We start from the raw sequence: 10,276 nt of genomic DNA, 5'->3' as shown, positions 1-10,276 counted from the left end.
ACCGCATCGAGACCTCCCCCTTCGGCGGCATCAAGGACTCAGGCAACGCCGTCAAGGAAGGCGTCACAGAAGCCATGAAGTTCTTCACAAACCTCAAAACATACTCCCTACCATGGCCACGGTGAAAACAAAGCAATTCCCCGGAGGAAGCACATGGACAGAAATATCATCCATACCGAAGGGGAATCCAATACCTCGGACGCGCGCGCCGACTGGTTGAAGAAATCAATTGGTCCGGGTTCCGGGCCGCTGCTGGAGCGCGATGCACGGGCCTTCCTGCATCAGAGCCTGTCGAGCCCCTGCGTCAGCACGATTGCCAAGGCCGAGGGTATCTGGATCGAGGATATGGATGGCCGCCGTTACATGGATTTCCATGGGAATTCCGTGCATCACATCGGCTATGGCCACCCGCGGCTGGTGGCGGCGATCAAGGCCCAGCTTGACGATCTGCCCTTCGCGCCGCGACGGTTTACCAATGACCCGGCGGTCGCGCTGGCCGAAAAGCTGGGCAAGGTTGCGCCGGGCGATTTGGGCAAGGTTCTGTTCACCACCGGCGGTTCGGACGCCAATGAGGTGGCGCTGAAAATCGCCCGCGCCGCCACGGGCCGGTTCAAGACCGTGAGTTTCTGGGATGCGTTCCATGGTGCCGGGTTCGGGGCGGCCAGTGTCGGCGGCGAAGCGACGTTTCGAAGTCACATTGCCGGCCCTTTGGTGCCGGGAACCGAGCATGTTGCCCCTTTTGCCTGCTACCGCTGTCCCTATAACCATGCGGGGCCTGATGTCTGCGGCCTGGCTTGCGCGCAGATGGTCGATTACGTGCTGGGGCGCGAGGGGGACGTGGCCGCGGTCATCGCCGAGCCGATGCGCGCGGTGCCCTATGTGCCGCCGCCCGGATTCTGGAAGGCCGTGCGCGCGGCCTGCGATCGTCATGGCGCGCTGCTCATCCTCGACGAAATTCCGACGGGCCTGGGCAAGACCGGGCGCATGTTCGCCTTTGAGCATGACGAGGTGATCCCCGATATCGTCACGCTCGGCAAGGCGTTGGGCGGGGGCATCCTGCCGATTGCGGCCTGCGTCGCCCGCCCCGATCTGGATGTGTGCGGCGATTTCGCCATTGGTCATTACACTCATGAGAAAAACCCCGTCACCGCGCGCGCCGCGCTGACCACGCTGGAAATCATCGAAGACGAGGGGTTGGTCGCGCGCGCGGCAACGCTTGGCGATTTCGCGATGGCGTATCTGCGGGATGCGCTTGGCGATGTGCATGTTGTCGGCGACATCCGGGGCAGGGGGCTGATGTTCGGGGTCGAGATCGTGACCGACCGTGCCGACAAGACGCCCGGCAACGCGCTGGCCGAACGGATCTATTACGCCTGTCTCGAGGCCGGGTTGAGTTTCAAGATATCGCAGGGCTGCGTGCTGACCTTGTCACCGCCGCTGACCATTGCCAGGGATGACCTGATCCGCGCACTGGATATCGTCGTGACCGCCATCACCGACGCGGCGACATGAAGATCGTCCGTACCGATTGCGAGCTTGAGGTGCCCATCGTCGATGCCGCCCTGCGCGACGCGGGCCACGAGGTGGTGCTGCTGGCGGACGGGATTGCCGAGGACAGGCTTTGTGCCGAGGTGGCCGATGCGGATCTGATCCTCATGTGCTACACGCCCATCACCCGCCGGGTGATCGCGGCCGCGCCCAGGCTGCGCGGGATCGTCAAATACGGTGTCGGGATCGACGCCATCGACATTCCCGCCGCGACGGGCCATGGCGTCGTGGTTGTGAACGTCCCGGAATATGCCGAGGAAACCGTGGCCGAGGGCGCCTTTGCGCATCTGATCTCTTTGGCCAAGCGCCTGCCGGAAATCGGCGTGGAAATGAACCGCGCAGGATGGACCTGGCCCAATTCCCGCTGGCTGGCGCGGGATATTGCCGACAGCACGGTCGGCATCGTCGGGTTCGGCAGGATCGGGCGGTCGATGGCGCGGATGGCCGGGGCAGGGTTCAGGGCACGGGTGATCGCCTATAGCCCGCACACCCCGCCCGATGAGATACGCGCACAAGGCGTGGAGCCGGTAACGGACCTTCACGATCTGCTGAGACAGAGCGATTTCGTGTCGATCCACAGCGTTCTGAACGACGAAACCCGCCACCTGATCGGCGCGGCGGAGTTGCGGGCGATGAAACCGACGGCCTGCCTGATCAATGTCGCGCGCGGGGCGATCGTGGATGAAACCGCCCTGATCCGCGCGTTGGACGAGGGCTGGATTGCCGCCGCCGGGCTGGATGTGTTCAGCCAGGAACCGCTGGCGCTGTCGGGGCATCCGCTGAGCCCGCTTTTCGGGCGGCCCAACGTGATCCTGACCCCGCATCTGACATTTTATACGCACGAAGCCATGCGGCGGCTGGAGCAGGACACGCTGGAGCGGTGTTTCGAGCTGTTGAACGGTGCGCCCGTGCTGGTCAAGTCCCGCGATCCGCGCCTGAGGCGGCAATCAAAGGGTGTCAGGTTTCCGGCCTAGAAGGCCCGCGACCGCCCAATTCACCGCAGCGCCGCGCGGTGCGACACCATGCTATTGAAACGAAAACAGAAAATCCGTGCGCCCAAGAGGTGAACGACACTGAATTGTCGCAATCTTTTCGCGAAATATGCTTAAACTCGGGCCAAAACCGCATATATTGGCGCCAAGCCGATAAATTGAGAACAAGGGGAAGTGTATGGCCGATCTTGATGCGCAGGTGCGGGAATCACAGGCTCAGGTAAGCGAAGCGCAGGCGAAGATCGCCGAGCTGACCAGCAAAATCGAAACGGCGCGGTCCAAGATCAAGGGTGGCGAGGACGCCATGCTGGATATCGAGAACGCCTCGCTGGAGGATGTTCATGCCCATACCGAGGTGATGAACGCCAATATCGCCGAGCTGATCATGGGGCTGGATGACATCACCGCCGCCTTCTCGAAGGATTTCGACGAGATGCGCAACAAGACCGGCTGGGAAAGCTTTGTCGGCATGTTCAGCCGCGCCAAATCCGACAGCATGCGGCAGGAGCGGGTGCGTTCGGCGTCGATCGACGACAAGCTGCAGGACCTGATCTCGAAATCCGACGTGATCGTGAAACTGCTCGAAGGGCAGTTGGCGATGCTGGAAGAGCAGAAAACCAAGGTCGAGGCCAACCTGACCGAAACGCTGGACGAGCGTGAGGCGACGGTGGGCGAGCTGGAAACCCTGCGCAGCGACATTCAGGCGATGGACCCGAAGATCATCGAGCTGGAAAACAAGATCGCCAACGAGACCGACGCCGCGGCGCGGACCAAGCTGGAGACCGAACTGGCGGACCTGAACACCAAGTATAACGCGATGGTGCAGGACGAGCAGGTGAAGCTGGCCAAGTCGCAGACGCTGGAGCGCTATATCGAAAAGGGCAAGACCTGGGTGGATTCGCTCCAGAACCAGGCCGCGACGCAGATGGTGCTGATCAACAAGCTGCAGACCGACACCAAGCAGCGCGTGGTGCTCTACGATGCGCTGACCAAGTCGCTGAAAACCGCGCAACAGCAGGATGTGGCCCACCGGATCAACGAGATCGGCGTCGAGACCGATCAGGAGGCGCAGACCGCCATGGCCGGAATCGGGGCTGCGACCAACAAGAAGATGGCCGACATGCTGGAGGCGCATGAGGACCACATGGTCTTTGCCCGCGACGTGCTGGAAGCCAAGGCCAAGGCCGACGAACGCTTTGCCCGCCGCTTTGCCCAGATCATCGAGAAACACGACAAGAACCTGTATGGGGCGTAATTGAACAAACGCGCCAAAACAACGTCAGTTGCCTTGTGCGTTCTTGCCGTCCTCTTCGGTCTGAAGCGCATTGCAATCGAAGAATGGGGCCGCGATGCGTATAATGAGGTCTTTCTGGTTGTTTGCGTCTTCTTATTGATCCCACTCGTGGCCTACGGTGTTTGTGTGACGTGGCGTGATTGGCGAGGCAAATAATATGCGCAGCTCCAGATATACGCGCGACCAAACCGGACTGACCAATCTTTTCGACAACTGCCTGAGGCGTTTATCTGGCCTACGAATGGTTTCCCTCAGTAGCGAGGCGCAATATGGATAAGCGCTGGTTGAAGAGATTTCTTGGGTTTGCAACCGGTCTGTGCCTGTTGGCGGCGGTTTTGAGCACAAAAATGGATCTGCATTGGGTCTGGCGGGCGCTGCTCTGGGGCTGTGGCCTCGCTGGATTGGTCTGGGCAACGTGGGACAAGGTGCTGCCCGAGATTCGCGATGAGACCGCGCGCGCGGCACAGCCGGGGCTTTACGAAGGCAGCCATCATAATGGTGGGGGAGGCGACAGCAGTGGCAGCTGAGCAGATTGACCTGAAAAAGGACCATGCCGGCCTGTCCGATCTTTTCGCAAGCCGCCGCTATTTCAAAAAATTCGAACGGATCACCGGCTATCTGACTCGTGTCGCCGCGGTGATGCAGGGGGCGGGGGATCTGAGCAGGGACGAGGTGGAAATCCTCACCACCTATGTGCAGGGGCTTAGCTACACCTTCCGCGCGCTCAGCATGAAATACCTGTTGTCAGGCCGCGATGCGGGTCATGCAACCAGCGCCATGGCGATGGATCGGGTCGAAAGCGGTTTTCCGGTATTCAACGAATTGCTGGTCATGGCCAATGACGCACAGCAGGCCGACAGGCACCTGTCGAACATGCCGGGCGCCGGGGCGCTGAAGAAGCAGATGGTCGAACAGATCATCTCGGAACGCGAAATCCCCACCCGTCTGCAATTTGCCCTGTCGCAGCGGCTCTATTACGAGGAATTGCAGCGCGGCTTCCTCTTCTGGGCACAGAACGATCCGCAAATCCTGTGGCTTCAGGGGCTGGATGACCGCCGCCGCTATCTGGTCCACTGGGCGGTCTATGACAGCCAGGTCAACCTGCCTACCGTGTATCTGATGGAGGTCGAAGATGATGGGCGCACGCCGCTTGCCCGCGATCAGCGCCGCTGGCCCGAGGTCCAGGCGCATCTGATGGGGCAGGCCCTGGGCGGGCTCAAGCTGTTGACCATCGCTAGGGGGTTTGACGAGGCGTTCGACCATCTCCACCCAAAGCGACTGCGGCGCCTGCATCTGGGCCCGATGTACAGCCATGCCTACACGCGGCAATCCGGCCCCCTTCACGACGTGCTGGCCGAGGCCCGCGCGCCCGAAGGGCAGGACTGGGCGCTGGCCTGGACGGATGAGGTGCTGGAAAGCGAACGCGTCACCGAGGAACGCTCGGGCTGGTTCGGCTCGGTCGAACGCGAGGTCTTTGCGCTCGATCCGTTTTCCGGCCGGGGCGTCGATACCGGCGCCAGCAGGACCGAGCGGAGCATCATCCTGCCAGAGCGCCCCTATCAGGTGCTGGCCGAACGCAATCCGCCGGGGTTTGCCAGCGTCACCAAATACGTGGTTAGCCCGGGTGGCCGGGTGCTGCGGTATTGACGCCTCCGGCGGGAGTATTTGAAGCAAGATGAAGCAAAGGTTTGAGCGATGAGTTTGACGGCGGACACGATGGAACTGCGCGAGGGCGACATCGCCAAGCACTACGATGCGGCGGTGGCGATGCTGGACGGGTTCGACCATACGCCGCGTATCGCCAGGCCGGTGGACGCGCCCGCCGAAGAACGCTCCTCGGGGCTGGGAACACGGCGGCGGTTCCGCACCACCACGCCTGGGCTAGTCACCCGTTCGACCGCGCGGCCTGAGGGGGTGCACCTGATCGAGCGGATCGGCGCGGCGGATGGGGATGATCCGCTGATCTCGCCCTTGCAGGCGACGGTGATGCATGTCCTGCGGCGGGCACTGGCCATTGCCCTGGCGGTGGGCGAGAATTACGCCGAGGCGACGGGCCTCGCCGACCTGCGCCGTGCCAACCTGGCAGGGTCGCTGCCTGCGGAGTGCAAGACCGAGTTTTCCGAGTCGATGGCGGCCGAGGCGCTGGCCGTTTCCCATGTCTTTGCCAATGCCACCGCGTTCCTCCTGGGGCCGCATGGCAGCGAGGTGACAGTCGAAGTGGGCGAGGTCGAGGAGGTGCTGACCGACAATGCGCAGCTGGCCCTGCACGGATGCCTGTGGGAGATTGACCAGGACATTGCCAGCCACGGCACGGATGACGCCCGCCTGGTGGCCACCGTGACCGCCTTTGCCGAGCAGCTGATGGAAAAGATCGCGCTGCGCGCCCAGAACACGGCCCGGCTGGAGCCCTTTGTGCAGGCCAGCTGGCGGGTGGCGGCGGATGACCTGACGATCCGCGGGTTCGAGGCCACGGCACGGGGCAAATCCACCACCCTCAGCATGACGTTCAAGCAACCGCATGAGGTCGTGGGCAACCATATCGCCAAATACCAGGCGCTGAAGCTGTCCAAGATGCTGATGGCCTATGATTTCGACCGCCGCCTGAACCCGTTCGCCGAACTGGGCGGGTTCATCTTTACCTTCATGGGGGATGGCAAGCCGGGGACGGGCAAGACCACGCTGATCCAGATGATGGCGGGGCTGATCCAGGGCTATTGCCAGAACGCGGGCTACCCTTTCCGCTATCAGAACCTGAGCACCGAAAGCATCGACAGCTATCAGGGCAAATCGGCGCAGAACGCCAAGGCCTTCATCAACACCGTGATCGACCCCACGGTGATCGGATTCGGCACGATCGACGATATCGACCAGCTGGCCGGCAAACGCGGCGACCGGCAGTCGAGCGCGGGCCAGCTGGAGATCACCGCGGTGCTGATGGAAAGCTTTGCCGGCGCCAACACGGTCGTGCGCGGCAACTGCACGTTTGGCATGTTCTCGAACTATCCCGAGAACGTGGACGATGCCCTGCGCCAGCGGGCCGGCGCCCGGTTCCTCGTCGACGGGCCGATCACCCGCGAGGATTACATCGACATCCTCGCGCTGCTCATGGGCAAGAACCACGACATTCCCCTGGGCGAACACGAGCTTTACGCCGCGCAGGAGATCAAGAAAGCGGTGGCGGCCTCGTTCGAAAGCCATTCCCGCCCGCATGAGGACGGGTTGATTGCCGTGTTCGAGAGGGTCGACAAGGAGCTGGGCAAGCTCGACACCATCGCCAAGCTCGGCACCTACCTGAAGGGCATTCAGGAGGCCGATGCGCGTTTTACCGGCCGGGCGATCAAGAACATCACCGACGCGGTCAAGGTCCGCGCGATGGATTTCGAACTGCCCGATGAATGGATGGAAAAGCCTGACCTCTTCCTGTTCAAATCCTATGACGAGAAAAAGGCGATGATCGAAGACCTGCGTCAGCCGATTACGGTGGAAATGGTTCTGCAGGAAATCAACCGCTACGCCGACTCCGAGTTCCGCTATGCCGACAAATCCGACGAGGTCGCGATTGAAAACGCCGTGCGCGAAATGGGCCGGATGGAAGAGGCAAAGCGGCGGTATCTGGAGGGGAAGGGGTGAATATCTATTTCTTCTTTTTTGTTTTGTTGGTGACCTTTTTTGGGGTTTCCTTCTTGGTTGGTGTTCAAGGTGGACTAAAACATGGCGAACCAATGTGGGGGACGGTGCTCGGCGGATTTATTGTGAGCATTTTCGGATCCTTTTTCGTTTACGGTGGCTTATATTGGTTTTTGGGAGGCCCGGAAGTATCGGCCTTGCCGGCTGGAGAATACGTAGGAGCGGCGATCTTCTTTGTCGGGCTGTGGCTGGGTGTGACGGGACCCTTGAACTTGGTGTTGCTGTTAGCTTCCATAATGGCATCCGTTTGGGGGTTTAAACTCGGGCGCGCGCGCTTGTCACGTCAAAGGCGAGCCGAATGAACAACCACAGCTTTTCTGACCTGATTCACGAAGTGCTTCGAAGTGGTGCGAAAAAACTTGTAGCTTCAGCGGCGCAACCGCGACGAGCTCGACCCGTCCTCGTTTCGCCGAAGGCGAACCATTGGTTCGAAAGCGGTCGCGTTCCGCCCCCTCCCTCGCGCCGGGCTCATCGTTTGGTTTGTCCCCCTGCCTGTCGCAAATACCTGTGCGGGGTGTGGATCGCACTACTGTCTACGATTCTCTTGTTGGCCCCGCTCCAGACAAGCGCAGCTGAGTCCGTTACAATCCTCCCGCAAACCCCCATCCACGGCTGCCGGGGCGGGAAGGCGAAGCTTTATGATGAATGCCACGCGCAGGCGCCGATCTTCGAAAAGGCACTGCGCGCGGCGCGGGGGCAGGGGAAGACTCTTCTGGTCTCCTACGGGGCCGAGTGGTGCATCTGGTGCCATGTGTTCCACGCCTATGTGACCGGCGAACATGGCACCTTCATCCATCCCTATTCCGACGAGGCGGACGAGGAACGCTACAGCGCCACGATCTTTGAACGCGCCGAGAGCGATCCCGCAGGCCCGGCCGCCGAACTGGCCGGGTTCGTGGCTGAGAATTTCGTGCTGGTTCATATCGACAGCCGCTACGCCACGGACGGATGGGACGTGCTCGAGGCCGCAGGGGCGACCGAGGGCTATGGCAACTGGCTGCCCTATATCTTCACCACCGACGGCAACGGCAAATTCGCCGCTGCATTGAACCACGAGCGTGTCGAGACCCGCCGCGACACCGCCGACTGGTTCCGCGGTTATGATCGCGCAGCGCTGATGGCGGAGCTCACGCGCATGAAGGAGGCCGCGCAATGAAACGCCTCATCAAGTCCGGCCTGATGTTTGGCAATCTGGTGCATGTGGCCTCGCCCGCGCTGGTGGCGCGGTATAATCGGGCGCTGACGCATCTGACGGGCAAGACGACCTCGCTGACGGATTTCTACATTGATATCTCAGGGTTTTCGCCGGAAGTTGGGCACGAGCTGGGCGATCCGCTCTACCTCAACCATGCGGGGGTCAACCGGCAGTTCATCCTGCTGACGACCGAGCAGAAACACGCGCCGCTGTTGGATATGAAATTTTCGACCGCGCATGGCATCCTGCGGCAGTTCATCGAGGAAAACGAACCGGCGCTTTTTGCCCTGACCGCCCGCGACGCGGTGGCGGGCGAATTGGTGAATTCGGTCTATGACATGTCCACGCCCGCGCGGCTTTTCGATATCCGCCGGATCACCATCGAGGCGGACACGGTGGGCGGCGCGCTGAAACAGGCGGATCAGTTGGACGAGAAAGTCAGCCGCTTCCTGAACGAGGACGATGCCTGGTTCGACGATGTGCTGATTGCCGAGATGATCGCGCTGGCCGGTGAGACCGGCGATCTGGTGCGCAACCCGATCGACCTCAAGCAGATGAGTTTCGAGCAGCGCAATTACTGGACGGCGCATTTCGGTGGCACGTATCTTTTTCAGGAGGTCGATCACCCGGCGCTGATGACCAACGGGGCCGGGGCGGATTTCGGCGATTTGCCGATCAGGTATGTCTTTGGGATGCAGCAGCGCAACCAGATTGCCAAGTTCCTGGATTACAACGATCTTGTCGAACCCATCGCCAAGGCGCGCGGCATCGACGCGGGCGCGATCCTGCGGCAAAAGATGGATTTCATCCTGGTCGATGCGCTGGCCGGGCAGGGCATCGTGCTGCAGGGCCGGTCGCGCACCGACATGCGGCGGCTGGCGCGCCAGCACGCGCAGGATCTGCCCGAGGAATTTCACGTGCTGGCGGCACTTCTGAACTGGGCCGAAAATGGCGGGCCCTGGCCGCGCATCGCCTCGGACAGCCCGGCCTATTTCTACACGTTGCGCGCCGCCAACCACCCGGATGCCGACCTTGTCAACATGCTGTTGAGCGAGCTGGCGCCCAAGGATATCCGCCAGCTGTTCATCTGCCACAAACCGCTTTTCTATGACCGATACGCCACGTGGAGCGAAGAAAAAAAGGCGTTCGTGGTCGAATTTCTGGTGAGTGAATACCAGATGGATAAGGTGGGTACCCGCAAGGCGCTGTTCGGGCACGAGGATCCGATGCAGGCCGATGACGTGATCGCGCGCGTTGGCCCCTGGGGCGCGGTAAGGAGGTAAGCGATGGTGGCTCTGGCCCGTCTGATGGTGATCGGTTTCGTCGTTCTGACGGTGATCTACGTGTCGCTGTCGCTCTATTCCCGTTCCGTGCGCCGCAGCAAGCTGAAAACCTGGTGGGAGGAGGAGGGCCGCCCGGGCGACCTGGAGAGCTATGTCGAGAAGGGGCTGGCGGAATATGACGGATCGCTCCGCCGCAAGCTGATCCTGGGGGTCTATGTGGTGCCGATCTGTGTCGTGGCGCTGATCATCTACCTAACGAATTTCCACTGAAAGGGCG

The 10,276-nt window shown here is 61.6% G+C and carries 10 protein-coding genes; all 10 read left to right on the top strand.

What is annotated here, in order from left to right; all coding sequences use genetic code 11:
- Positions 1–153 precede the first annotated feature (153 nt).
- The 10 genes from AAFO92_RS22265 (at position 154) to AAFO92_RS22220 (ending at position 10,269) form a co-directional block, all read left to right on the top strand.
- Positions 154–1,512, top strand: coding sequence for an aspartate aminotransferase family protein (locus AAFO92_RS22265; RefSeq protein WP_347539100.1), 1,359 nt, complete (start codon positions 154–156; stop codon positions 1,510–1,512).
- The gene (locus tag AAFO92_RS22260; RefSeq protein WP_347539098.1) at positions 1,509–2,522 is read left to right on the top strand and encodes a C-terminal binding protein; all 1,014 of its coding nucleotides are present in this window, start codon (positions 1,509–1,511) and stop codon (positions 2,520–2,522) included. The genes AAFO92_RS22265 and AAFO92_RS22260 overlap by 4 nt, the downstream gene beginning before the upstream one ends.
- A 196-nt stretch (positions 2,523–2,718) precedes the next feature.
- The gene (locus tag AAFO92_RS22255) at positions 2,719–3,795 is read left to right on the top strand and encodes a hypothetical protein (RefSeq protein ID WP_347539096.1); all 1,077 of its coding nucleotides are present in this window, start codon (positions 2,719–2,721) and stop codon (positions 3,793–3,795) included.
- Between the two features lie 386 nt (positions 3,796–4,181).
- Positions 4,182–4,361, top strand: coding sequence for a hypothetical protein (locus AAFO92_RS22250; RefSeq protein WP_347539094.1), 180 nt, complete (start codon positions 4,182–4,184; stop codon positions 4,359–4,361).
- A complete protein-coding gene (locus AAFO92_RS22245; RefSeq protein ID WP_347539092.1) occupies positions 4,351–5,481 on the top strand; it encodes a hypothetical protein in 1,131 nt (376 codons plus the stop codon). The genes AAFO92_RS22250 and AAFO92_RS22245 overlap by 11 nt, the downstream gene beginning before the upstream one ends.
- Positions 5,482–5,529: 48 nt before the next feature.
- Positions 5,530–7,464: an ATP-binding protein gene (locus AAFO92_RS22240; protein WP_347539090.1), complete on the top strand. Its 1,935-nt coding sequence runs from the start codon at positions 5,530–5,532 to the stop codon at positions 7,462–7,464.
- Positions 7,461–7,823: a hypothetical protein gene (locus AAFO92_RS22235; RefSeq protein WP_347539089.1), complete on the top strand. Its 363-nt coding sequence runs from the start codon at positions 7,461–7,463 to the stop codon at positions 7,821–7,823. The genes AAFO92_RS22240 and AAFO92_RS22235 overlap by 4 nt, the downstream gene beginning before the upstream one ends.
- A gap of 245 nt (positions 7,824–8,068) precedes the next feature.
- Positions 8,069–8,677, top strand: a complete 609-nt coding sequence (locus tag AAFO92_RS22230) for a hypothetical protein (RefSeq protein WP_347539087.1) — start codon at positions 8,069–8,071, stop codon at positions 8,675–8,677.
- Positions 8,674–9,999: a DUF6638 family protein gene (locus AAFO92_RS22225; protein WP_347539085.1), complete on the top strand. Its 1,326-nt coding sequence runs from the start codon at positions 8,674–8,676 to the stop codon at positions 9,997–9,999. The genes AAFO92_RS22230 and AAFO92_RS22225 overlap by 4 nt, the downstream gene beginning before the upstream one ends.
- 3 nt (positions 10,000–10,002) lie before the next feature.
- Positions 10,003–10,269: a hypothetical protein gene (locus AAFO92_RS22220; protein ID WP_347539083.1), complete on the top strand. Its 267-nt coding sequence runs from the start codon at positions 10,003–10,005 to the stop codon at positions 10,267–10,269.
- The last annotated feature ends 7 nt before the right edge of the window (positions 10,270–10,276 follow it).

The organism is Roseovarius sp. CAU 1744 (assembly GCF_039839345.1).
Lineage (GTDB): Bacteria > Pseudomonadota > Alphaproteobacteria > Rhodobacterales > Rhodobacteraceae > Roseovarius.
Note: the sequence above shows the minus strand (reverse complement) of the source record. Positions and strands in the feature narration are given on the sequence as shown.